The sequence below is a fragment of the Micromonospora sp. NPDC053740 genome, from assembly GCF_040677775.1.
Taxonomy (GTDB): domain Bacteria; phylum Actinomycetota; class Actinomycetes; order Mycobacteriales; family Micromonosporaceae; genus Micromonospora; species Micromonospora alfalfae.
In genome coordinates this window covers 166,412-188,784 of the sequence record NZ_JBFASO010000001.1, presented here as the reverse complement: position 1 = coordinate 188,784, position 22,373 = coordinate 166,412, and the positions used below count along the sequence as shown (strand labels likewise).

Annotated in this window: 21 protein-coding genes; 7 read left to right on the top strand and 14 right to left on the bottom strand. The window is 71.1% G+C overall.

Translation table 11 applies throughout. The features are described from left to right. Positions 1-107: 107 nt before the first annotated feature. Positions 108-803, bottom strand: a complete 696-nt coding sequence (locus tag AB0K35_RS00865) for a methyltransferase domain-containing protein (RefSeq protein ID WP_238669422.1) — start codon at positions 801-803, stop codon at positions 108-110. Between the two features lie 28 nt (positions 804-831). Here AB0K35_RS00865 and AB0K35_RS00860 point away from each other — a divergent pair, with 28 nt between their 5' ends. Then, positions 832-1,239: a MerR family transcriptional regulator gene (locus AB0K35_RS00860; RefSeq protein WP_238669421.1), complete on the top strand. Its 408-nt coding sequence runs from the start codon at positions 832-834 to the stop codon at positions 1,237-1,239. Here the strand turns inward: AB0K35_RS00860 and sthA are convergent. The 4 genes from sthA to AB0K35_RS00840 form a co-directional block, all read right to left on the bottom strand. Beyond that, on the bottom strand, positions 1,236-2,639 hold the full coding sequence (gene sthA / locus AB0K35_RS00855; RefSeq protein ID WP_357359681.1) for a Si-specific NAD(P)(+) transhydrogenase: 1,404 nt from the start codon (positions 2,637-2,639) through the stop codon (positions 1,236-1,238). The genes AB0K35_RS00860 and sthA overlap by 4 nt on opposite strands. Positions 2,640-2,692: 53 nt before the next feature. Continuing rightward, a complete protein-coding gene (locus AB0K35_RS00850; protein WP_238669419.1) occupies positions 2,693-3,718 on the bottom strand; it encodes a cellulose binding domain-containing protein in 1,026 nt (341 codons plus the stop codon). Between the two features lie 287 nt (positions 3,719-4,005). Then, positions 4,006-4,644 carry a response regulator transcription factor gene (locus tag AB0K35_RS00845; RefSeq protein WP_091399091.1) on the bottom strand — a complete coding sequence of 213 codons (639 nt, stop codon included), beginning with the start codon at positions 4,642-4,644 and terminating at the stop codon, positions 4,006-4,008. After that, the gene (locus tag AB0K35_RS00840) at positions 4,641-5,843 is read right to left on the bottom strand and encodes a histidine kinase (RefSeq protein ID WP_238669418.1); all 1,203 of its coding nucleotides are present in this window, start codon (positions 5,841-5,843) and stop codon (positions 4,641-4,643) included. The genes AB0K35_RS00845 and AB0K35_RS00840 overlap by 4 nt, the downstream gene beginning before the upstream one ends. Positions 5,844-5,989: 146 nt before the next feature. Between AB0K35_RS00840 and AB0K35_RS00835 the strand changes: the two genes are divergently transcribed. Further along, positions 5,990-6,748 (top strand): ABC transporter ATP-binding protein, encoded by a 759-nt coding sequence (locus AB0K35_RS00835; protein ID WP_238669417.1) that lies wholly within the window; start codon positions 5,990-5,992, stop codon positions 6,746-6,748. An 8-nt stretch (positions 6,749-6,756) separates the two neighbouring features. Further along, on the top strand, positions 6,757-9,276 hold the full coding sequence (locus AB0K35_RS00830; RefSeq protein WP_363882640.1) for an ABC transporter permease: 2,520 nt from the start codon (positions 6,757-6,759) through the stop codon (positions 9,274-9,276). A gap of 53 nt (positions 9,277-9,329) precedes the next feature. On the opposite strand, the gene AB0K35_RS00825 is transcribed toward AB0K35_RS00830, so the two are convergent. Both AB0K35_RS00825 and AB0K35_RS00820 read right to left on the bottom strand, forming a co-directional pair. Next, complete coding sequence (locus tag AB0K35_RS00825) at positions 9,330-10,943, bottom strand: ricin-type beta-trefoil lectin domain protein (RefSeq protein ID WP_363882637.1); 1,614 nt, start codon at positions 10,941-10,943, stop codon at positions 9,330-9,332. 96 nt (positions 10,944-11,039) lie between these two features. Then, on the bottom strand, positions 11,040-11,462 hold the full coding sequence (locus AB0K35_RS00820) for a DUF2000 domain-containing protein (RefSeq protein WP_363882634.1): 423 nt from the start codon (positions 11,460-11,462) through the stop codon (positions 11,040-11,042). Positions 11,463-11,512: 50 nt separating this feature from the next. Here AB0K35_RS00820 and AB0K35_RS00815 point away from each other — a divergent pair, with 50 nt between their 5' ends. Then, positions 11,513-12,316: an AraC family transcriptional regulator gene (locus AB0K35_RS00815; protein WP_363882631.1), complete on the top strand. Its 804-nt coding sequence runs from the start codon at positions 11,513-11,515 to the stop codon at positions 12,314-12,316. A gap of 6 nt (positions 12,317-12,322) precedes the next feature. Here AB0K35_RS00815 and AB0K35_RS00810 read toward each other — a convergent pair whose 3' ends face one another. The 7 genes from AB0K35_RS00810 to AB0K35_RS00780 all read right to left on the bottom strand — a co-directional run bounded on the left by AB0K35_RS00810 (position 12,323) and on the right by AB0K35_RS00780 (position 19,043). Further along, positions 12,323-13,156: a helix-turn-helix transcriptional regulator gene (locus AB0K35_RS00810; RefSeq protein ID WP_238669546.1), complete on the bottom strand. Its 834-nt coding sequence runs from the start codon at positions 13,154-13,156 to the stop codon at positions 12,323-12,325. A gap of 268 nt (positions 13,157-13,424) precedes the next feature. Next, positions 13,425-14,849, bottom strand: coding sequence for an aldehyde dehydrogenase family protein (locus tag AB0K35_RS00805; RefSeq protein WP_363882628.1), 1,425 nt, complete (start codon positions 14,847-14,849; stop codon positions 13,425-13,427). Positions 14,850-14,933: 84 nt separating this feature from the next. Then, positions 14,934-15,899 (bottom strand): zinc-binding alcohol dehydrogenase family protein, encoded by a 966-nt coding sequence (locus AB0K35_RS00800; RefSeq protein WP_363882625.1) that lies wholly within the window; start codon positions 15,897-15,899, stop codon positions 14,934-14,936. Continuing rightward, positions 15,896-16,258, bottom strand: a complete 363-nt coding sequence (locus tag AB0K35_RS00795) for a hypothetical protein (RefSeq protein ID WP_363882622.1) — start codon at positions 16,256-16,258, stop codon at positions 15,896-15,898. Before AB0K35_RS00795 ends, AB0K35_RS00800 begins: the two co-directional genes overlap by 4 nt. Then, a complete protein-coding gene (locus AB0K35_RS00790; RefSeq protein ID WP_363882619.1) occupies positions 16,255-17,121 on the bottom strand; it encodes an extradiol ring-cleavage dioxygenase in 867 nt (288 codons plus the stop codon). The genes AB0K35_RS00795 and AB0K35_RS00790 overlap by 4 nt, the downstream gene beginning before the upstream one ends. 30 nt (positions 17,122-17,151) lie before the next feature. Further along, positions 17,152-17,922 (bottom strand): citryl-CoA lyase, encoded by a 771-nt coding sequence (locus AB0K35_RS00785; protein WP_238669408.1) that lies wholly within the window; start codon positions 17,920-17,922, stop codon positions 17,152-17,154. After that, entirely contained in the window at positions 17,907-19,043 is a 1,137-nt protein-coding gene (locus AB0K35_RS00780; protein ID WP_238669407.1) for a CoA transferase, read from the bottom strand. The genes AB0K35_RS00785 and AB0K35_RS00780 overlap by 16 nt, the downstream gene beginning before the upstream one ends. Before the next feature lie 198 nt (positions 19,044-19,241). Here AB0K35_RS00780 and AB0K35_RS00775 point away from each other — a divergent pair, with 198 nt between their 5' ends. The 3 genes from AB0K35_RS00775 (at position 19,242) to AB0K35_RS00765 (ending at position 22,140) form a co-directional block, all read left to right on the top strand. Continuing rightward, the gene (locus tag AB0K35_RS00775; protein ID WP_363882615.1) at positions 19,242-20,678 is read left to right on the top strand and encodes an amidohydrolase family protein; all 1,437 of its coding nucleotides are present in this window, start codon (positions 19,242-19,244) and stop codon (positions 20,676-20,678) included. 4 nt (positions 20,679-20,682) lie between these two features. Beyond that, positions 20,683-21,486, top strand: coding sequence for an IclR family transcriptional regulator C-terminal domain-containing protein (locus tag AB0K35_RS00770; protein ID WP_363882612.1), 804 nt, complete (start codon positions 20,683-20,685; stop codon positions 21,484-21,486). Positions 21,487-21,564: 78 nt separating this feature from the next. After that, positions 21,565-22,140: a DinB family protein gene (locus AB0K35_RS00765; RefSeq protein ID WP_363882609.1), complete on the top strand. Its 576-nt coding sequence runs from the start codon at positions 21,565-21,567 to the stop codon at positions 22,138-22,140. Positions 22,141-22,373 lie beyond the last annotated feature (233 nt).

Genomic DNA, 22,373 nt, shown 5'->3' with positions numbered 1-22,373 from the left:
CTCACAGCCCTCGTTGATCAAGAGGTTTGCGTCATCCGGCCTGGCGTGTCATGACGCAAACCTCTTGATCACCGGAGTGGGGGGAGGGGGCGCCTGGGTGTTGGCGGTCACGCTTGGGCGGCGACGAGGAAGATCGGCACGACGACGAGGATCCGGTTCGCGTGGGCGCGTTCGACCTGCTCGGCGAGCCAGGTCTCCTCGTCGGTGATCCGTCTCAACAGGTCGAGTGCGGTGTCGTCGGTGAACACGGCGGTGTGCACCTCGACGATCGGGTCGGTGAACCCGGCGTCGAGCAGCAAATTGCGATACCTACGGGCAACGCGTGGCGACGGGAGTGAGTCCGCCTTCGCGTGGACCAGCCGACGGGTGGTTTCCGACTCGTCCGAGTCGATGGCGATCATGTCCCAGTCCTGGCCGAGCAGCACGGCCCGGCCGCCCGGTGCGAGCACCCGCCGGGCCTCGGCGACAGCTCGCGCCGGTTCGTCGAGCACGTGCAACACCTTGTCGGCCCGGTAGTAGGCAGCCGATCCGGTCTTGAGCGGCAGCTCGGTGGCGTCGCCGACGTGGAACTCGCCGGCCGGCCAGCGCCTTCTGGCCGCGGCGATCATCTCGGGGTCGAGGTCGACGCCGATCGCGTGGGCTCCGCGCTCGGCCAGCTCGGCGACGGCGCGGCCACTGCCACAGCCGGCGTCGACGACAGTTCGGCCAGCGAGGTCGCCGAGCAACTCGTAGGAACGGGTGCGCAGGTCGACGGCTGCGGGCTCGCTCTCGATGGCATCGAGGACAGCTAGAAGACTGGACATGCCCGCCATGCTCGGACTTAATGTCGACATGAAGTCAAGCCCGATGACGATCGGTGAGGTGGCCGACCACTTCGGCCTGCCGGCGCACGTCCTGCGGCACTGGGAATCGGTGGGTCTGCTCTGCCCCGCCCGGGTCACCGGCAGCCGTCGCCGCTACACCCGCGACGACCTGTTCCGGGTGGCTTCGATCCTGCGCGCGAAGCAGGCCGGCCTGCCGCTGCCGGACATCCGGGCGTTCCTCGCCGCGGGTGACCCGGCCGCCCGCAAGGATGTGCTGCGCCGCAACCATGGCGCGCTGCAGGCCAGGATGGCGGCGCTGCGGTCGGCGCTCGATCTGCTGGAGGCCGGGCTGTCCTGCTCACACGAGGACATCTCGACCTGCCCGAACTACCGCACCCATCTGGCGGAGTTGGTGGAGGCCGGGGGACGTGGCTAGCCGTCGATGCGGACGATGTTGCGGATCTTGTTGGACGCGTCCAGGGCGGCGACCTTGTACGCCTCGGCCAGCGTCGGGTAGTTGAACACCGCGTCGACCAGGTAGTCGATGGTGCCGCCGCAGCCCATCACCGCCTGACCGATGTGGACGATCTCGGTGGCGGCCGTGCCGAACACGTGCACCCCGAGCAGTCGGCCGTCGTCGGGGGAGACGAGCAGCTTGAGCATGCCGTACGAGTCGCCCACGATCTGACCCCGGGCCAGTTCGCGGTACCGGGCGATGCCCACCTCGAACGGTGTCGAGCTCTCGGTGAGCTGCGCCTCGGTCTGCCCGACGAAGCTGATCTCCGGGATCGTGTAGATGCCGATCGGTTGCAGGCCGTGCATCTCCCGGATCGGCTCACCGCAGGCGTGTTGCGCTGCCAGCCGGCCCTGCTCCATCGAGGTGGACGCGAGCGCCGGAAAGCCGATCACGTCGCCGACGGCGTAGATGTTCTCCACACTGGTGCGGTAGTTGGCGTCCACAGCGATCCGGCCGCGTCGGTCCGCCTCCAGCCCGGCCGCCTCCAACGCCAGGTCGTCGGTCTGGCCCTGCCGCCCGGCCGAGTACATCACAGTGTCGGCGACGATCTTCTTTCCGCTCTTGAGGATGCACAGCGCCGCCGTCTGGTGCTTCTCGACGGCGGCGACCTCCTCGCCGAAGCGGAACGCCACGGACAGGTCGCGCAGGTGGTACTTGAGTGACTCGACGACCTCGTCGTCGCAGAAATCCAGCATCCGCTCACGGCGTTCCACCACCGTCACCTTGGTGCCGAGGGCGGCGAACATCGAGGCGTACTCCATGCCGATCACGCCGGCGCCGACCACGACCATGCTGCGGGGTACGGCCTGAAGGTTGATGACGCCGTCGGAGTCCACGATCGTCCGGTCGTCGAAGTCGACGCTGTCCGGGCGGGCCGGGCGGGTGCCCGCCGCGATGACGATCTTGTCGAAGGTCACCCGGGACTCGCGGCCGGAGCCGCCGTCGACCCAGATCGAGTGCGCGTCGGCGAAACGCCCGGTGCCGGTGATCATCGCGACCCGGTTGCGGGCCAGCTGATTGCGGATGACGTCGGTCTGCCTGGTGATGACGTGCTGGGTTCGGGCGGCCAGATCGCTGACCGTGATCTCCTCCTTGACCCGGTAGCTGCTGCCGTACAGGTCCCGCTGGCTCAGGCCGGTCAGGTAGAGCACTGCCTCGCGCAGGGTCTTGGAGGGCACGGTGCCGGTGTTGATGCACACCCCACCGATCATGTCGCGGCGGTCCACGATGCCGACCCGCCTGCCGAGCTTGGCGGCGGCGATCGCGGCCTTCTGACCGCCGGGTCCGGAGCCCAGCACCAACAGGTCGTAGTCATACACAACCGCTAGCGTCGCAAGATGTCGTGGCTAGCGCCAGACCCCGGAGTCGAGCGTTATTCGTCTGCCACAGTGCAGAGGCCGCCGTTCAGCGTGATCTCCTCCGGCAGTTGCGTGCCAGAGGCGACGAGCCCCAGCGACACAGTGCCGCCGGGCGGGATCACCGCGTTGCGACCGGTGTCGCGCACCCGCAGGTAGCTGTTGTTGAGCCGGTCGACCACCTTCGCGCCCCAGATGCCGTGGACCTGCTGGCTGGCCCAGAACCGCCACGTCATCGTCCACCCGTCGACCGCCGTGGTGCCGGTGTTCTCGACGACGAGATGGGCCACGAAGCCGTCCGGCCACTGCCGCACGACGGATCGGACCGCGCAGCTCGGCGGCGGCGGCAGGGTGGTCACCGTGACCGGTGCGGACAGTGGGGACAGGTGTCCGACCTCGTCGCGGGCCTGCACCACGAAGGTGTACGTGGTGTTCGGCGTCAACCCGCTGATCTGGGCACTGTTCACGGGCGGGTACTGGTACACCTCACGGACCCGGGTGAGAGTGCCGACGGCGTCGACCTGGAACACCTCGTACCGGTCGAGCGCGACGTTCTCCACCGAGTGCGCCCACCGCAGCCGGACCACAGTGGCGGCGACGTCGTACGCCACCGGTTGACCAGGCGCGCCCGGCGGCTGGTCGTCCCCGGGCGGCATGGTCAGCCGCAGGCTCGGGTTGGACACCGAACTGTTGCCGGCCGCGTCCAGAGCCCACACCGAGAAGGTGTACGTGCGCGAGGGCCGCAGGTTGGTGATCCGGATGCTGTTGGTGTCTGTCGAATACTGGGCGCCGGAATCCTCGAACTGCGCGCCGACCGGGTAGCGGACCACCCCCACGTTGTCGGTCGAGGCCTCCCAGGTCAGCTCGACCGAGGTGGTGTCGATGGCGACGACGGTGATCGGGCCGGGTGCGGTGGGCCGTTCGGTGTCGGCGGCGGCGGCGCGCGCCGGGGTCGCGCCGGCAGCGAACAGGGTTGCTGTCAGTGCGCACGCGACCAGCGCGGCGGCCTTCGAGCGAATTGCTCGACTTCGACGATCACGCACGATGAATCCCCCGCCTCCGGTCGTCCACCACTCCACCAATTCATCTACATCGATACTAGGTCACTGTTGCTCGGCAGAATGCCCCGTCGGATTCGGACGCCGACCTTGGCACGCCGGTCGCCCCAGGGCTGGTGGACGGTGTGGCGGTCGTTGCCTTTGGAGCTGAATCGTCTGCGACATCGGTGGCCGCCGGTGCCGCTGATTCGTTCACGACATCAGCTCCAAAGGCAACGAACAAAGACATCAAGCCGCCCGCGAGCCGCCGCCCGCGAGCCGCCGCCCGCGACCTAGCCGACGAGGCGGCGTTCCCAGGCCCAGGCGGCGATCTCGACCCGGTTGCGGGCCTTGAGCTTCATCTGCACGCTCGCCAGGTGGGTCTTGACGGTGCCCACGGCGATGAAGAGCTGGGTGGCGATCTCGGCGTTCGTCAGGCCGCGGGCGACGAGCTTCACCACGTCGAGTTCCCGTGGGGACAGGCCACCGTCGTCGCGCGCCGGAGCGGGCGAGCTGAGGTGCTCCAACAGCCGTACCGTGATCGAGGGGCTGATCAGCGCGTCGCCGGACACGGCCGCGCGGACCGCCTCCACCAGCAGGGCCGGGCCGGAGTCCTTGAGCAGGAAACCGCACGCGCCGTTGGAGAGCGCGGTGTGCACGTACTCGTCGAGGTCGAAGGTCGTCACGACGACCACCCGGATCGGGTCGGCGACGCCCGGCCCCGCCAGCAGCCGCAGTGCCTCAAGACCGTCGAGGCGGGGCATCCGGATGTCCAGCAGCACCACGTCCGGGCGCAGTCGTCGGGCCAGCTCGACGGCCTGGACGCCGTCGGCGGCCTCGCCGACCACCTCCATGTCCGACTGGGCGCCAATGATCATGCCGAAGCCGGTCCGGACCATGGCCTGGTCATCGGCGATCAGCACCCGGATCACCGGGCCACCGCCGCTTGCAGCGGGAACGCCGCGTCGAGCACCCAGCCACCGGCGACGCCGGGCCCGGCGGTGATCGTGCCGCCGAGGGCGCGTACCCGCTCGGTGAGGCCGATCAGGCCGAAGCCGTGCCCCCGGGCCGGCGCTGTCCGCGGCGACGTGCCGTCGTCGGCGACCCGGACCAGCAACCAGTCCGGGGTACGCCGTACCGCCACGTCCACTGACCGCGCGTCCGGCGCGTGCTGGCGGGTGTTGGTCAGCCCCTCCATCACTACCCGGTACGCCGACGTCGAGACCTCCACCGGCAGTCCGTGCAGGTCGCCGTCGACGTGCAGTCGTGCCGGCGCGTTCGCCGCGCCGTTGAACCCGGTCAGCAGCGGCTCCAGCTCGGTCACCCCGGCGAGTGGGGCCAGAGGCGCGTCCGGTGGGGCGTCCGGGTTGCGCAGGATGCCGACCATCCGCCGCATCGAGGCCATCGTCTCCGCGCCGGCCCGCTCGATCTGCTCCAGGGCGACGATCACCCGCTGCGGGTCCTGCTCGGCGACGAACCGGGCGCCCTGCGCCTGCACCACGATGCCGGTGACGTGGTGGGCGATGAAGTCGTGCAGGTCCCTGGCGAACTCGGCACGCTGCTCGGCGCGGACCAGCGCGATGGCCCGCTCCCGGCCGGCTGCCATGATCCGCAGGTAGAGCCCCACCCCGGCGGCGCCGGCCGCGGCGAGCACCTGGAGCAGGCCGAAGATCACCAGCAGGTTCTCGGTGCCGACGCGCAGTGGCATCGCGGCGACGGCGAGCCCGGCGGCCGCCGCCGCCCACGGGGCGAGCCGGGCCGCGCCCCAACGGCTCACCACGAAGACCACGCCGATCAGCCCGGCCGACTCGGCGAGCCCCCAGGTGCGGGCGGGCAGGAGGCCGCCGCCTCCGGAGACGAGCACCACCCCCGCGGTCACGGCCAGTGAGGCGGTGGCGAGGGCCAGCGCGGCCACCGGCAGCCGCCGGGAACCCGGCCGGTGCACTGGCAGCCAGAGTGGCACGGTCGCCACCGCCAACCCCACCGGCACCAGCAGGAGCACGAGAGCGGCGAGGCTTCGTTCATCCGCCGTGCTGGCCGCGAAGTCGAAGAAGGCGAGCAGGCCGAAGGCCACCAGCCCGGCCGTCTGGGCCAGGCGTACCCAGAAACGTCGAAGATCCGGCGCGCTCATGATGACCCAGCGTAGCCAACCGGACGGAGGTGGCAGATCGGCCAAAAGGCAGACCCGACGACGGCGATACCCGGCCCCGGGCCGATGCGCCCACCCGCCGGTCGCGGCGACGCTGTCCGGGTCACCACGCAGCCACTGGAGGAACGATGACAACCCACGCCCCGCCGGAGACCAGCCACGCCGCGGTCGCCGCGGTCAACCTGGTGAAGGTGTACGGCAGCGGCGACACCGCCGTCCGTGCCCTGGACGGGGTCTCGGTCGGCTTCGGCCGGGCCGAGTTCACCGCGATCATGGGCTCGTCCGGGTCCGGCAAGTCGACACTGATGCACTGCCTCGCCGGCCTCGACACCGCCACCTCCGGTCGCGTCCTGCTCGGCGGCACGGAGCTGACCGGCCAGTCGGACCGGACGCTGACCCGGGTACGCCGGGAGCGGATCGGGTTCGTCTTCCAGTCCTTCAACCTGCTGCCGCAGCTCACCGCCGCGCAGAACATCACGCTGCCGCTGGACCTCGCCGGTCGGCAGCCCGACGCTGAACTCCTCGCCCACCTGGTACGGGTGCTGGGCCTCGGCGACCGCCTGAACCACCGGCCCAGCGAACTGTCCGGCGGCCAGCAGCAGCGGGTGGCGTTGGCCCGGGCGCTGGTGGCCCGGCCCGAGGTGGTCTTCGCCGACGAACCGACCGGCAACCTCGACTCCCGCTCCGGGGCGGAGGTGCTCACCATCCTGCGCGACTCGGTACGCGACCTCGGCCAGACCGTCGTCATGGTCACCCACGACCCGATCGCCGCCGCGTACGCCGACCGGGTGGTGCTGCTGGCCGACGGCCGGCTGGCCGGCGAGATCGACAAGCCGAACCAGGTGTCGGTCACCGACGCCCTGCGTGACCTGGCGGCCAGCCGATGAGGGCGACGGTGCTGCGTACCCAGACGACAGCCGCGGCGCGGCGGCCCGGCCGGCTGATCCTGACCGGCCTGGCGATCCTGGTCGCGTCGTTCGTCGTCTTCGGCACCGTGCTGGTGCAACAGATCACCGAACGGACAGTGCGGGACAACCTCAGCGGCACCCCGGCCGTCACCGATCTGGTGATCGGCACCCCCGGCGTGCCGCCACCCACAGTGACCGACGTGCGGCAGGTCCGGGCCGTGCCCGGGGTGGCCGAGGCGGTGGCCCGGGTGGCCACCGGGGTCTCCATCGGAGAGGGCTACCTCAACCTCCAGTCCGACCCGGGCACCGGTCCGCTGACCACGGTCCGGGTGATCGAGGGCAGCTACCCGGACCAGCCCGGCGAGATCGCGATCACCCCGCGCACCGCCGAACGGCTCGGGCTCTCGGTGGGCACCACCACCAGCGGCACCGGCGGTGAACTCACCACGCCCGCCCCGCTCACAGTGACCGGCATGGTGGAGACCGGCGCCGACGCCGGTTACGACGCGTACGCCCCGGACAGCGCCGTGATCGCCTGGGCGCGCCTGACGGCCGTGGAGCGCATCGACCTGCGGGTGGCCCCTGGCAGCTCGGCCGAGACCGTACGCCAACGGGTGACCGCCGCGGTCGCCGGCCAGCCGATCCGTTCCGGCGCCGAGGTGCGCGAGGCCGAGGCTCAGGCGGCGGCCCAACAGGTCGGCAGACTCTTCATCCTGGTCGGCATGTTCGTCTCCATCGCGGTCGTCGCGGCGGCACTGGTGGTCACCTCGACCTTCCGCATCGTCTTCGCGCAGCGGATGCGGCAGCTCGCGCTGCTGCGGGCGGTCGGCGCGAGTCGGGGCACACTGGTGGGTGCCCTGACCGCAGAGGGAGCCCTGACCGGGTTGGTCGCCGGCGTCGTCGGGGTCGCCAGCGCCCTCACCCTCGGGTACGCGCTGCCGGCGATCCTGCGCGCCACCGGCCACGCTGTCTCCTCACCGGGCCTGCCACTGGCGGCTGCGGTCGCTGTGGTGATCGGCGCCGTCGTGATCACCGTGCTGGCCGTGCTGGCACCGGCGCTCTCCGCCGCCCGGGTCTCCCCGCTGGAGGCGCTGCGCGCGGCGAGCACCACCGCCGGTCGGCGCGGCATCGGCGCGCTGCGTCTGGTCCTCGGGCTGCTCCTGGCCGTCGGCGCGATCCTGGCGGCGGTCGGGACGATCAGTCAGTTGCCGAAGCCGGAGCAGTCGGACTACGACCCGTCGATGCCACTGCTCATGCTCGTCGGGTCCGGCGGGTTGGCGTTCTTCGCGCTGGTGGCCCTCGGCCCGCTACTGGTGCGTCCGGTGCTGGCCGTGGTGGGTTGGCCGCTGCGTCAGCTCGGGCCGCTCGGGCGGATGTCGGTCGGTGGGATCGGCGGGGCGCCGCGCCGGGCCGCCGCGGTCTCCGTCGTGGTCGCGCTGGGCGTGACACTGATCTCCGGGGTGGTCATCGGCGGCGCGTCGTTGCAGATCCTCGCCGACCGCGAGATGGCCCTCTCGGCCCCGTCCGACTTCGAGGTCACCAGCAACGGTGGGACGCTCCCGCCGGCCGTGGTGACCCGCGCCGAGGCGGCACACGGCGCGCTGGCGAGGGTGGTGCCGTACCGGATGGTCGACGACGCCTGGCTGCTGCGCGGCGCGGACAAGCTCGGCGACGTCGAGTCCGGTTATCCGACCAGCGACCTGGACCTGGCGGCGTTGCCGAGCACCGGTGCCCTGGACGTGGCCCAGGGCACCCTGACCGATCGTGGCCCCGGCCGGATCGTGCTCAACAGCTGGGTCGCGCGGGACGCGGGTCTGCGGGCCGGCGACACGGTCACGCTCGCCGTCGCCACCGGCACTGTCGACGTGCGGGTGGCCGCCGTCCTGCCCGGTGACGGGCCGCTGCACGCGGGCATCCTCGCCGATCCGGCCGACCTGGACCGGCTCGGTGTGCCGAGCGCGTACACCGGTCTGCTGGCCGACGCGGCCGGTGCCGGCGAGGACGGTCGCACCGTCGGCGTACGGGCGCTGCGGCAGGCGATCGGAGGCAGCGACGGGGTGGGCCTCGCGGTGCTCGCCGACGAACGGGACCGCAACGACGCGTTGGTGCGCACCCTGATCTGGATCGCCGTCGGTCTGGTCAGCCTGACCGTCCTGATCGCGGTGGTCGGCGTGGGCTCCACCACCGCGCTCTCGGTGGTGGAGCGGGTACGCGAGTCCGGCTTGCTCCGGGCGATCGGGCTGTCCCGGACCGGCCTACGCACCATGCTGACCGTCGAGTCGGGCCTGTACGGGGTGATCGGCGCGACCATCGGCCTGGTGCTCGGCATTCCGTACGCCTGGTTGGCGGTCCAGACCCTCGGGATCGAGGCGCCGCTGACCACGCCGCTGCTGCCGCTGGCCGGGCTCTTCGTGGTGCTGGTCGGGTTGACCGCGCTGGCCGGGGTGCTGCCGGCCCGTCGGGCGTCGCGGGTCAGCCCGGTGGTGGCACTGGGGGCCGACAACTGAGCACCGCCGTGGGGTGACGCCGTACGTTCGGCGCCACCCCACGGCGGCCTGGATCAGTTGGGGTTGTTGGCGTGGGTCAGCGTTTCCCAGGCGACGAAGAGGTTGTTGGTGCCGGCCGGACGTTGTTGCAGCGTGAGGGTCTGGGTGTTGGTCATGACGTTGCCCAACCGGGTGCTCATCGCGTTGAAGCCGACCTCGGTGATCGGTCCGAGGCCCCGGGTGAGGCTGCCACCGCAGAGCCAGGAGGGCGGCGCCTCGCCGAGCTGGTAGCGCGAGTGGAAGCCCAGCGCCTGACGCAGCCGTTCACCGACCTGCGGGTACAGGTCCCGTCCCTGGATCCGGGAGGTCTCCGCGACGTGCGAGATGGCGGAGATCCCGTACCCGGTGTGGACGAAGTCGCGGCAGGTTTCCTGGGCGAGGCCGGCGACGAAGGTGGACTGGCCCTGCCAGTAGCCGATGATCTCCGCGCTGGTGTCCAGGCCGCTGCCGGGCAACGTGTACGGCAACGCGCCGTCGCTGGGCAGGTAGACGAAGGCCCGGGCGCGGTTGAGGAAGCGGGTGGTCGCCGCGTCGTACACGGCCCGGTCGTCGAGGAACACCGCGATGCCGACGGTGGCCTCCATCATCGTCAGCTCCCAGTTGCCGTTGCTGTTCGATCCGTTGCGCACCATCGGCAGGTAGACGTTGCGCAGCATGGTGGCGAAGCGGTTGGCGTTGGGCCAACTCGTGTACGTGTACTTGATGATCTCGGCCGCCCGGGGCCAGACCGAGGCGGCCCAGCCTGTCTGCAGGGGAGCGTTGCTGCCGGTGTGCGCGGTGATGGTGGCCGACCACGCGTCCATGATCTGGATGGACTTCTGCGCGTACCGGGCGTCCCCGGTGACGTACCAGGCGAGCGCGTCGGTGTACGCCGCGATCGCGTCCTCCCGCTCGTCGGTGCAGCCGTTGTTCGGGTTGGAGTAGGAACCACACTCGACCACCGAACGGGGCGCCGGGGTGCGCGACAGGGAGGCGTACCGGCTGCTCATCATCTGGTTGTGGGCCGCCGCCCACGGCTGCGCGCCGGCCTGCACCCGGCCGCGGACGAAGTCGAGCTGGCCTTTGCTGACCAGCACGCCGGGGTGGGTGAAACCACCAGAGGGCGGTGGTGTGGTGCCACCGCCGGTGGGCAGCGTCCAGGTCTGGTTGGCGGTGCCGGTGCAGCTCCAGAGCTGTAGCGGGGTGCCGTCGGCCGAGCTGGGGCCGGTCGCGTCGAGGCACTTGCCCGATGTTGGGTTGACCAGTTGCCCGGCGCTGGGCGACCACTGCTGCGCTCCGGTGCCGTTGCAGTCGTAGATCTGCACCCGGGCCCCGTTGGCGGTGCTGGCGGCGGCGATGTCAAGGCACTTGCCCAGCGCCCGGATCGTGCCGTCGTCGGCCACCGTCCACTGTTGCGCTGTGGAGCCGTTGCAGGTGAAGAGCTGCACCGGCGTGTTGTTGGCCGGGTTCGCGGCGGCCACGTCGACGCACTTGCCGCCGTACCCGGTGATGGGGCCCGTCGTGGCCGCCATCGCTGGCGATGCGCCGACGACCAGGCCGGTCGGTACGGCGAGCAGGGCCGCGGCGAGCGCGGAGGTCAGTCTGATGCGGGGGCGGCGGGGCGGGAGCCCGGCCAATCGTCGCGCCATGTGGGGGTCCTTCCGGGGCGGCGAAACAACTGTAAAGTGTGTTAATCATTACAGTCATACACACCGATATCAATGTCTTCGTCGCCACGGATGCCGTTACGGGTGCATGGACGCACCCTTGAGCACCTTGTCCACCACGTTGCGCGGCGCGTGCAGCGCCAGGCCGACCAGGTCGAGCTTGTCGCGTCCGACCGCCTGGACGGCGGCGCGGTTGTCCCGGTCGTTGCCGGTGCCGAACAGCTCGGAGGTGAAGATCGCCAGCCGTAGGCCACGGGTGAGGGCGCGCGAGTGCGCGCCGACCAATGTGGCCTCGTCTCCGGCGAAGACCAGCACCGGCTGACCGAACATCGGCAGGTAGCTGGTGCCGTCGGCGTCGCGGTACTCCTCGCCGACCAGCTCCGGCAGCGTGCTCGCGATGCCGCTGACCAGGAAGGCGGTGACGTTCAGCCGTTGCCAGCTCGCCAGGTCGTTGCGGAGCAGCACGGCGATCTTGGTGGGAAAGCGGATCGGTTCGGTCATGGCGTCGAGCCTGCCCGCCCCGACGCCTACCGGTCTTGTACGTTCTTAGCGTGGCCACCCGCCCGGCGGGCTCGCACGTCAGCGCGTGGCGACCCGCGGTAGCCGGGGTCGCCGAGGTCTTCCACGCCCATTTCGTCGACCACGCCTACCCCCGGCACATCCACCAGGTGTGGACGCTGTTGATCGTCGACGACGGCGCGGTCCGCTTCGACCTGGACCGGCACCGGCACGGCGCGCTGCGCACGTCGGTCACCCTCCTGCCGCCGTACGTGCCGCACGACGGCAGCTCCGCCACCCCGGACGGCTTCCGCAAGCGGGTCCTGTACCTCGACACCTCGGCGCTCGACGCGGAGCTGGTCGGGCGGGCCGTCGACGAGCCGGACCTGGCCGATCCGCAGCTGCGCGACCGGGTCCACCACCTGCACCAGGTGCTCACCACACCCGGCGACGAGTTCGAGGCCGAGAGCAGGCTCGCGTTCATTCTGGACCGGCTACGCCGCCAGCTCCGCCAGCGTTCCCCGGCCGGTGGCCAGCCTCCTGGACGCGGCCTCGCGGTGCGACTACGGGAGCTGCTGGACGCGCGGACCGTCGAGGGCATCACGCTGGGAGAGGCCGCGGAGCTGTTGCACGCCCACCCGACCCACCTGGTCCGAACGTTCACCCAGGTGCACGGCGTGCCACCACACACGTACCTGACCGGCCGTCGGGTCGAGCTGGCTCGTCGCCTGCTCCTCGCCGGGCAGCGGCCTGTCGAGACCGCCGTCGCGGCCGGGTTCTTCGACCAGGCGCACCTGACCCGCCACTTTCGGCGCTACCTGGGCGTCAGCCCAGCCCGCTACCCCCGCCCGAGCTGACAGCGGTCAGACGAGCTGGCCGCCGATGACGGCGAGCAGGCGCAGCTTCTCGTCGCTCGGCGACCCGGGCACGGCGGTGAAGACCAGCAGTGTCTGTGACTGGTCGGGATCCACAAGTGTCTGACAGTGCAGCTCCAACGCCCCGACCTCCGGGTGCACGAAGTGCTTGGGCGGGCAGTAGCCGGCGGGCACCGGGTGCTCCCGCCACAGCTGCGCGAATTCCGGGCTCCTGGCCAGCAGGTCGTCGACGAGCGCGGCGGCCCGTGAGCCGCGCCCGTCGCGAGTGTACGCCGCGTGCAGGTGCGCCACGAGCAGGCGACTCTGCGTCTGGTGATCCTGCGCCGGGTGCAGTTGCCGGGCTCTTGGGTCGGTGAACCAGCGGTGGTGCGCGCTGCGCGCCAACCCGGTGTACCGGGTCTCGTCACCGAGCAGGGCGACGGCCGGCGCGGTCTGCGCCAGGGTCTCGCCGAGGTGGTTCACCACCTGGGCCGGGGTGTCGTGCATCCGGTCGAGGATGCGCATCATTCCCGGGTTCACGTGGTCGGCCCGCATCGCGCGGCGCGGAACGGCGTGACCGGCGAGCTGGAACAGGTGATCACGTTCGGCCAGGGAGAGCCGCAGGCCCCGGGCCAGCGCGGCGAGCATCTGCTCCGAGGGGTGCGGCCCGCGCTGCTGCTCCAACCTGCTGTAGTAGTCGGTGGACATCCCGCTCAACGTGGCGACTTCCTCACGCCGTAGCCCTCCGGTGCGCCGGCGCGGGCCCCGGGGCAACCCGACGTCCTCGGGCTGGAGCGCCTCGCGGCGGGTGCGCAGGAAGCTGGCGAGTTGGGCGCGGTCCACGGTGTCTCCGATCGGTGGGGCCGGCTGGATCGGCACGTCGTATTCAACAGGCAGGTCCGGCTGCGATGTTCCGCCGCCGGGTCCGGATCCCGGACGGGGCGGCCTCTGCAGCGCGCCCTTTGCTCTGCTTCAGCCACGGCAACACCGGATGTCCGATATTCGGACGCCGGGCGTTGCCTCCGGTGCAGCAGAGCAAAGGACGCAGCGGGTGGTGGCGGGGCCTTGCCCTGGGACGCGTTTCGGGCCGGGCCAGGGCCGTCCCGCGCGGTCAGCGCTGGATGGACTTGGTCTCCAGGAACTCCTCCAGACCGAAGCGGCCGAACTCGCGGCCGTTGCCGGAGTGCTTGTAGCCGCCGAACGGGGCGAGCGGGTTCCAGTGGCCCGCGTTCACGTCGACCTGGCCCACGCGCAGCCGCCGGGCGACGGCAAGGGCGTGCTCCGGCTCACCGAAGACGCCGCTGGTCAGGCCGTACAGCGTGCCGTTGGCGATGGCCACCGCCTCCTCCTCGTCGGCGTAGGGGATGATCGTCAGCACCGGGCCGAAGATCTCCTCCTGGGCGATAGCGGAGGCCGGGTCGACGTCGGCGAAGATCGTCGGCTGGACGTAGGCCCCGACGGGCAGCCCCTCGGGCCGCTGCGGGCCGCCGAACACGAGCCGGGCGCCGTCGGTGATGCCCCGCTCGATGTAACCGACGACCTTCTGCCGGTGGGCCTCGGACGCCATCGGGCCGACGCGGGTGGCCTCGTCGCCAGGGTCGCCGACGGTGTACTGCTTCGCTGCCTCGACGGCCAGGGCCACGACCTCGTCCTGGCGGGCGGCGGGCACCAGCATCCGCGGCCACGCGCCGCAGACCTGGCCGCCGTTGCTGAACGCCATCATCAGGCCCCGCTCGACAGCGGTGGGCAGGTCGGCGTCGTCGAGGATGATGTTCGCGCCCTTGCCGCCCAGCTCCAGCGCGACCCGCTTGACGGTCGCCGCGGCCACCGCGGAGATCCGCTGACCCGCCCGGGTAGAGCCGGTGAAGGAGATCATGTCGATGTCCGGGTGGGCGGAGATCGCCTCGCCGACGGTCGCGCCGGTGCCGTAGACGACGTTGAAGACACCCGCAGGTACGCCGGCCTCGGCGGCGACCTCGGCGAGGACGCGCGCGGTCAGCGGGGCGTTCTCGGACGGCTTGAAGACGATCGTGTTGCCGGCGAGCAATGCTGGCGCCAGCTTGGAGACGATCTGCTGAAGCGGGAAGTTCCACGGCGTGATCGCGCCGACCACGCCGATCGGCTCGCGGACGATCAGCGAGTTGCCGACCTCCTCGGTCCAGGCGAAGTCGTCTGCCAGGCCGGCGATGGACTCGACCACGGCGGCCGGGAACGCGACCTGGGCGGTCCGGGACATGCCGATCGGCGAGCCCATCTCGGCGGTGATCGCCTGGGCGATCTCCTCCGTGCGGGCGGCGAGGCCGGCGCCGAGGCGGCGCAGCACGGCCGCCCGGTGTTGCGGGGTGGTCGCCGACCAGGCCGGGAATGCGGCTCGGGCGACGGTGACGGCGCGCTCGACGTCGGCGGCGGTGCCGGCCGGGGTCTCGGCGACGACCTCGCCGGTGGCCGGGTTCACCACGGGAAGGGTGCCGGCGGAGCTGGTGACGGTCTCGCCGCCGATCCAGTGGCCGGTGACGGTGTAGGTGGAAGGTGTCATGGACCGACCGTCGCACCGCTACCGAACCCCAACCAGGTGCGGTTTATCCAGGGTCCCGCGATCCCTGGGTGGGGCCCGGCCCGCTCAGAGCGTGAGGACGATCCGGCCGGCGGTGGTGCCCACGTCCTGCCGGGCCCAGGCGTCAGCGATGGCGTCGAACGGCACGATCTCGTGGTCGACGGTGAGCCGGCCGGCCGCCGCGTGCCCGGCCACCACTGTCAGCGCCGCGGCCCGCTCGGCGGTCGACAACCCGTTGTTGGTGTAGCCGATCATCCGCAGTGCCCCGCTGCGCAGCACGGCGGACTCGATGGGTGCGCTCGCGCCGGCCGCGGCACCCAGGTTGACCAGCCGTCCACCCGGGCGCAGCACCCGCAGCGCCGCCGCGGCCGGGACACCGAAGACCGGGTCGAGGACGAGGTCGACCGGCCCGTCGGCGGCGTCGCGCAGCCGGTCGGCCATCGACGCGACATCGTCGTCGGGGAGCAGTGGGAGGGCGACGGCGGCGCCGAACTCCAGGGCGCGGGCCCGTGCCGCGGCCGACCGGGCCACGGCAATGACCCGGCGGGCGCCGCCGAGCAGGGCGAGTTGGACGGCGGCCTGGCCCACCACGCCCCCGGCGCCGAGCACGATGACCTGTTCGCCGGCCGCCAGGCCGCCGGCCTCGGTCAGCGCCGCGTGGGCGGCGACCGCAGAGAGACCGAGGGCGGCGAGCAGTGTCAGCGGTACGCCGGCCGGCAGCGCCACCACGTCGGCGGTCGGCACCGTGACAGTGCTCGCCATGCTGCCGTCCACACCGGAACGCATCCCGGCCGACGTGCCGAACCAGACAGCGGTGCCGTCGGCGAGCCGACCGACCCCCTGCACACCCGGCACGTACGGGGTGCTCGGCGGGCCGAAGTAGCTGGTGCCGCTGGCGCAGAGCACGTCCAGCGGGGTGATCGGCACGGCCTCGACGGTGACCGCCACCGCACCGTCGGCCGGCACGGGCGTCGGCCGTTCGGTGATCGCCGGCACGGCGCCGCAGGCGGTGAGCACTGCCGCGCGGATCACGTCGCGATGTCCGGGTAGGGCATCGAGAAATGGGCAAGCCTCGCGCCGTAGGACTTCTGGTATTCCAGCGGCGCGGTGTTGTCCCGCTCGAAGAGGGCGATGAAGAGGGTCAGGGTGAGGAACGGGTGCGCGCCCAACTCGAAGAGCTTCACGTGGTCGTGGGTGGCCAACGCCTCGCGCTCCACGTCGTCGAAGCGCAGCCAGGTGCTCGCCTCGCCGGTGTGGCAGTTCAGCACGGCGTTGGCGCGTTCGGTTTCCCACCAGGCGACCAGCTCGCGCGGCTCGCTGCGGTAGCGCTCGACCAGCTCCGGATCCCGGTCGACGGTGAAGAGGAACTTGTTCAGCAGGTATCTGCTCATGCCGTCGGCGCTCCGTTCGGGTACCAGGTGAAGTACGCCTCCATGGTGTGAAACAGATCGAGGGTGTCCACGTAGTCGGCCTTCACCCCGGCGCCGGCCACGCCCATCATCAGCATGAAGTCCATGAAGCCGTGGGTGGCGTTGCCCGGTGAGTGCAGGCTGTCCAGGGTGACCTCGCGCAGGCACTCGTCCAGGTCGCCGTTGGCGATCCACTCGACGGCCTGCCTGTCGAACTCCGGGTCCGGGCCGTGCGGGCCGAACTGCCGGGGGCCACCCAGCTCCAGTGAGAGGTGACCGGTGCCGATGACGGCCACCCGCAGGTGCGACGGCCACGACTCGACGATGTCGCGGATGCTCTGGCCGAGCTGGACGAAGCGCTTCGGCTGCGGCAACGGTGGCGCGAAGATGTTGGTGTAGATCGGCACGATCGGCAGGTCGGCCTCGGGCCGCAGCGTGATGATCGGGCAGGTGATGCTGTGGTCGATGCGCAGCTCGTTGCTGAACGCGAGGTCGAAGCCGGCGTCGAGCCCGGCCCGCAGGATGTGCCCGGACAGGTCCTCCTGGCCCGTGAGCAGCATCCGGGGCAGCCCGAACTCGCGCTCCTCGTTGTACCAGTTGGCGTCGTAGTGGGGCGCCTTGCCGACCAGGAACTGCGGCATGTTGTCCAGCCAGAGCTGGTGGAAGTGGTCCGAGCCGACCATCACCAGCACGTCGGGTCGGGCTCGGGTCAACGTCTCCCGGAACGCCAGGATCTTGCGGGTCCACTCGTCGGCGAACGGTGGCCGATCCTCGCCTGTGGCGGTGCTGGCCCGGTAGTAGAAGGGGTGGTGGGTGGAGGCGATGACCGCGACGATGGAGGCCATTCCCACTCCTTTCGGGGGTGGAGGAGGGGATCAGGGTTCGTAGACGGCGTTGCGGTCGACGGTGCGGTAGATGTCCATGCCGAGCGGTCGTCGTCGCTCCTCGGCGAGGTGCCCGAGCAGCCCCGCCGCGCGGGCCAGCAGGGCGAAACCGCGCAGCATCTCGACCGGGAGCCCGAGGTCGGCGAGGGCCGCCCCGCAGACGCCGGCGCCGTTGAGCGGCAGGGTGCGGCCGAGCACCTGCGGGTGTACGCGTCCGATCGCCTCGAACAGCAGCAGGTGCGGGCCGTGCAGACCCTCCTCGGTGGCGATCCTGATCAGCACCGGGGTGCGCGGGTCCTGCTCCTTGTGCACGGGGTGCCCGAGCCCGGGGACCAGTCGACGCTCCCGCTTGGCCCGGGTGACCGCGTCGAGCGCCACCGCGTCGTAGTCGGTCACCTCGCCGGCCTGGGTGAGCGTGTCGGCGAGGAAGCGTCCACAGTCCTCGGTGACGCCGAGGAAGCGAGAGCCGCCGCCGAGCAGGCCGGCGGCGAGCGCGCCCTGCAACGACTCGGGCGCGGACAGGTACGTCAGCCGGGCGGCGATCGCCGTCGGGGTGAAGCCGTGGTCGGCGAGGGCCACCAGCACCGCCTCGAAGACCCGTACCTCACCCGGGGTGGGACGGCGGCCGGCGACCAGCCAGTACGCCAGTTCGCCGAAGCCCACAGTGCCCATCAGGTCGGCGGCCAGGTCCTGTCCGAGCAACGAGATGGTGGTCGGGTCGGAGGTGCCGATCCCGGTGGGGAAGCTCAGTTCTTCAGCCACGCGCGGATCTCCTCGCCGTGTTCGTCGAGCCCCGGCGGTGGCAGCTCGTACCGGGCCGGGGTGTCGGAGAAGGTGATGGGGTTGCGGACACCGGGCACGTCTCCGACGGTGACGACCGGGTCGAGTCCCAGTTCCTCGGCGAGCGCCACACCACCGTCGATCGTGTTGATCGGCGCGCACGGGACGCCGGCGGCGAGCAGGTCCCGAAACCACTCGTCCTTTGTCCGCCTGGCGAGGCGTTCGACAAGCAGGGGCCGCAACTGTTCGCGGTTGGCCGTGCGGTCCTGGTTGCGGCCGAAGCGCGTGTCGTCCGGCAGGTCGGGCAGGTCGAGCACCTGGCAGAGCTTGCGGAACTGCCCGTCGTTGCCGGCGATGACGATCAGCTCGCCGTCGGCGGTGGGCAGTGGCTCGTATGGGAAGAGGCTGGGGTGCGCGTTGCCCATCCGGAACGGGACGGTGCCGCCGGCGACGTAGCCGCTGGAGTGGTTGACCAACCCGGACAGTGCCGAACTGAGCAGGTTGACCTCGACGTGCTGGCCTCGTCCGGTCTCGCCACGGTGGTGCAGCGCGGCGAGGATGCCGATGCTGGCGTGCAGCCCGGCCATTACGTCGAAGACGGAGATGCCAGCCCGGTACGGCGAGCCGTCCGGGTCGCCGGTGAGGCTCATCAGGCCCGAGATGGCCTGCACCATGAGGTCGTAGCCGGGAAAGTCCTTACCGGCGCCGGTGCCGAAGCCGCTGATGCTCGCGTACACGATCTTGTCGTTGTGCGCGGCCACGGTGTCGTAGTCGAGGCCGAACCGGGCGAGGCCACCGGGCCGGAAGTTCTCGATCAGCACGTCGGCGCGGCGGGCCAACTCCTGCGCGGCGGCCAGGTCGTCGGGTTTCCTGAGGTCCAAAGCGATCGACCGTTTGTTGCGGTTGATGCCGAGGTAGTACGTCGAGACCCCGTCACGGGTGGGCGGCATCCAGGTGCGGGTGTCGTCGCCACCGGGGCTCTCCACTTTGATCACCTGGGCACCCAGGTCGGCCAGGAGCATCGTCGCGTACGGCCCGGCGAGGATCCGGGAGAAGTCCGCGACGAGCAGGCCGGCCAGTGGGCCTGTCGAATGCTGCACCATGTTTCCGCCCGTTCTGCGGACACCTGTCCGCCGGGACAGCTTGCGATACCGCACCGTGCGTGTCAACGGTGCTTTTATCGAACGGGGCCACACTCTTGACACGCTTTGTGGCTGGGACCACACTTGCGCCACTCGGGCTGGCCGCACAGCGGACAACGGTCCGGATTCCCCTCGTACTCCGAAAGGAATGGGTGGCGAATGAGCGCAACCGACCGGCCGGTGGTCTTCCGTAACGGCCTGGTTCTCACCATGGACGACGCGCGCACGGTGCTGCCCGGCGCCGACGTGCTGGTCGTCGGCGGCCGGATCGCGCAGGTCGGTGTCGGCCTCACCGCACCCGACGACGCCCTGGAGATCGACGCCACCGACGGCATCCTCATGCCCGGCATGGTCGACACCCACCGGCACCTGTGGCAGACCGCGATGCGCGGGTACGGCGCCGACTGGACCCTGACCCAGTACTTCGTCTGGTACTACCTCGAGTCGGGCAAGCTGTTCCGGCCCGAGGACGTCTACGCCGGCAACCTGCTCGGCGCGATCGAGGCGATCGACGCCGGCGTCACCACCACTGTCGACTGGTCGCACGGGTTGCAGACACCCGAGCACGCCGACGCCGCAGTGGACGCCCTGGAGGCGGTCGACGGACGGTTCGTGCTCGCCTACGGCAACATCCAGCAGGGGCCGTGGGAGTGGGCCACCTCGCCGGAGTTCCGCGACTTCCACCGCCGCCGCATCGACGGTGGCAAGCTGGCCGGCTTCCAGTTGGCGTTCGACGTCACCGGCGACCCCGCCTTCCCGGAACGGGCCGCGTTCGAGGTGGCCCGGGAGTTGGGCGCCGCGGTCACCACCCACGCGGGCGTGTGGGGCGCCACCAACGACGACGGTATCCGGCTGATGCACGAGAACGGGTTCATGACCCCGTCGAACGTCTACGTGCACGCGGCGACGCTCACCCAGGACTCGTACAACCGGATCGCCGCGACCGGCGGCTCGGTCTCCGTCTCGACCGAGAGTGAGCAGAGCGCCGGCCAGGGCTACCCACCCACCTGGCAGTTGCGCCACCACGACATCCCGGTGTCACTGTCGATGGACACCAGCGTGTGGTGGAGCGGCGACCTCTTCTCCGCGATGCGCAGCACGCTCGGCGCGGACCGCTCCCGGGAGCACCTGGAGGCGCACGCCAAGCAGGAAACCATCACCCACTGCCACCTGCGCGCCGAGCAGGTCGTCGAGTGGGCCACCCGTGGTGGCGCCCGTGCGCTCGGTATGGACGCCACAATCGGCGCGCTCACCCCCGGCCGCGGGGCCGACGTCGTGCTGATCAAGAACGACGCCTCGCCGGCGATGTTCCCGATCCTGAACCCGCACGGTCACGTCGTCTTCCAGGCCCAGCGTGCCGACGTGCACACAGTGCTGGTGGGCGGCCGGGTCGTGAAGCGCGGCGGCCGCCTCGTCGGCGTCGACCTCGCCGCAGCGCGGGCCACTGTGGCGGCGACCATCGACCACCTGCGCGAGACGATGGGGGAGCAGGCGTGGCAGCGGGGAATGAACCCGGACATCCCCGAGACCGCGATCCTGGAGAACCCGTACCAGTACACCGAGTGGGACGCCGGGTCGGCGCAATGGAAGCATTAAGGACATGAGTGACAACGGAAGGGGCGCCGGACCCGACTTCATCGAGGCTCTCGCCCGTGGCCTCGACGTCCTGCGCTCCTTCCGTCCGGCCTGCCCCTCGATGACGCTCAGCGAGATCGCCACCGCCACCGGCCTGGCCCGCCCCACCGTCCGGCGCATCCTCATCACGCTCGAATCGCTGGGCTACGTCCGCGCGGTCGGCCGCGGCCACACCCTCACCCCGCGCGTCCTGGAGCTGGGGATGGCGTACGTCAACGCGCTGAACATGTGGGACGTGGCCCGGCCGCACATGGAGAAGCTCGTGGCGCAGACCAACGAGTCGACCTCGATGGCCCAGCTCGACGGCAGCGACATCGTCTACGTCGCCCGGGTGGCCGTCCCCAAGATCGTCACCCTGGGCGTCACCATCGGCACCCGCTTCCCGGCACCGGCGACGTCGATGGGCAAGGTGCTGCTTGCGGCCCTCCCACCGGACACGCTGGCGACCGTTCTCGCCGAGCCCAGCCGCTCCGGCATCACACCGCGCTGGCAGCCCGCGCCGGGCGACCTCGACGCCGTGCTGCGCGAGGTCCGGGCGAAGGGCTGGGCGCTCGCCGACCAGGACCTGGCCCCGGGCATCCGGTCCGTCGCCACCGGCGTACGCGACGGCGAGGGGCGGGTCGTCGCCGCCATCAACGTGACAGTGCACGCCGCCGAGACCTCGCTGGAGACCCTGCGCGAGGAGCACCTGCCGCGGTTGTTGCGCGCGGCCGCCGACATCGGGCACGACTGGGCGCTCACCGCCGCCGTGCCGGTGGTCACCGTCTAGGGCGTTCCCTGTCGATCATGGTGTTCCGTGGATCGTCCGGGGCAGCGCCGACACCCGACCGGATGCCATAGTGCCGCGATGAAGGCGGACCTGCACAGTTACTTGAAGGGCGGCCGCGAGTCGCTGCTGTGGAAGCTCGACGGGCTCGGCGAATACGATATTCGGCGTCCGTTGACCCCGACCGCGACCAACCTGCTCGGTCTGGTGAAGCACTCGGCGGCCATGGAGATCCTCTACTTCGGCGTCGTGTTCGGCCGACCGTTCGAGCAGGAGCTGCCGTATGTCGGCGACGGCGCGGAGACCAACGCCGACATGTGGGCGAGCGCGGACGAGACCCGCGAGGAGATCGTGGCACTGTACCGTCGCGCGATCGCCCACGCCGACGCCACCATCGAAGCCCTTGCGCTGGATGAGGTCGGCCGCGTGCCGTGGTGGGGCGATGTTGCTGTCACGTTGCACCACGTCCTGGTCCACGTCATCGCGGAAACACAACGGCACGCGGGCCACGCCGACATCGTGCGCGAACTCATCGACGGCGCGGTCGGGCTGCTGTCTGAGAACGACAACCTGCACCCGGCCGACGAGTCGTGGTGGCTGGACTACCGCCAGCGAGTTGAGCAGGCTGCCCTCGACGCCAGCAAACGCGGCAACTAGGTTCGCTGCCGATCGTTCACCCGCGCTCAGGTTACGGGCAGCCTGCCTGCCCGCCTGCCCGCCTGCCTGCCTGCCTGCCTGCCCGCCTGCCCGCCGGCACGGTCTGCGGCGGCGGCTCATGCGGCGGCTCATGCGGCGAGCCCGGCCGACGAACGGAGACTCCGCGCGGACGCCCCCGACGCCCAGGCCGGGCCGATCGAGCATTGATCATGGTGACTGAAAAGTGTCGTACA